We start from the raw sequence: 988 nt of genomic DNA on the forward strand, positions 1-988 counted from the left end.
GGTCGGCGCGCCGACCCCGCCCGGCTGCCCGACGATCCGACCGTCGGCCAGGCGGATGGTCCGCGAGCACCGCGCGGCGACCGTCTCGTCGTGCGTCACGAGGACGAGCGTGCGTCCCTGCCCGGTCGTCGCGTGGAGCAGGGCCCCCATGACGTCGGCCGAGGTCCGGGAGTCGAGCGCGCCGGTCGGCTCGTCGGCGAAGACGATGGGGGCACCGGTCACCTGAGCGCGGGCGATCGCGACGCGCTGCGCCTGACCACCGCTCAGTTCGCCGATCCGACGGGTCTCCATGCCGGCAAGTCCCAGGGCGGCGAGCCACGCCGCCGCGCTCGTCTCAGCGGCGATGCGCGGTGTCCCGCCGAGCATCAGCGCGATCGCGACGTTCTCGACGGCGGTCAGCTCGGGGATGAGCAGGCCCTGCTGGAAGACGAAGCCGAAGGACTCGCGCCGCAGCTGCGAGCGGTGCCGTTCGTCGAGCTGATCGACGCGGACGACGCCCGTCGGAGTGTTGAAGGCGATCGAGCCGGTGTCAGGGGTGACGATCCCGGCGAGCGCATGCATGAGCGTGGTCTTGCCGGAGCCGGAGGCACCCATGATGGCGACCGACTCACCGGGGAGGATGTCGAGGTCGACGCCGGCGAGGGCGACGGTCGGCCCGTACTGTTTCGTGAGTCCGCGAGCGGAGAGGATCGAAGTGTTCATGCTCCCATCGTCGGCGGCGGGTGTCCCTCGTCGCGTCGGCCGGGCGATGCAAGCTCCGCCGTGCGGGTCATCCGCGAGGTGGACCCGGCGTGGACCTCGCGGTCAGTTGCCGCGGCGGCGGTACTGGGCGAAGACCGCAGCGTCGGCTGCCCAGCCCGCACCGAGGAACCGGAGGCCTGTTCCGGCGTCGGTCCCGTCGGTTCCGGCCGCGGGCGCTTGCGTCGGCTCGACCGAGGCGGTGAGGTCGACCCCGGCAGCGCCGGCGGCGACGTGTGCCGTAGCGCTG

2 protein-coding genes are annotated in these 988 nt (G+C 73.1%); both read right to left on the reverse strand.

Features of this window, described 5'->3' with window-relative positions:
* Positions 1-702: ABC transporter ATP-binding protein (locus tag IFT89_RS19890; RefSeq protein WP_202939848.1), on the reverse strand; the 702-nt coding region annotated here is incomplete at its 3' end.
* Between the two features lie 102 nt (positions 703-804).
* Positions 805-988: hypothetical protein (locus IFT89_RS19895; protein ID WP_202939849.1), on the reverse strand; the 184-nt coding region annotated here is incomplete at its 5' end.

This window comes from Plantibacter sp. CFBP 13570 (assembly GCF_014841395.1).
GTDB classification, from domain to species: Bacteria; Actinomycetota; Actinomycetes; order Actinomycetales; family Microbacteriaceae; genus Plantibacter; species Plantibacter auratus.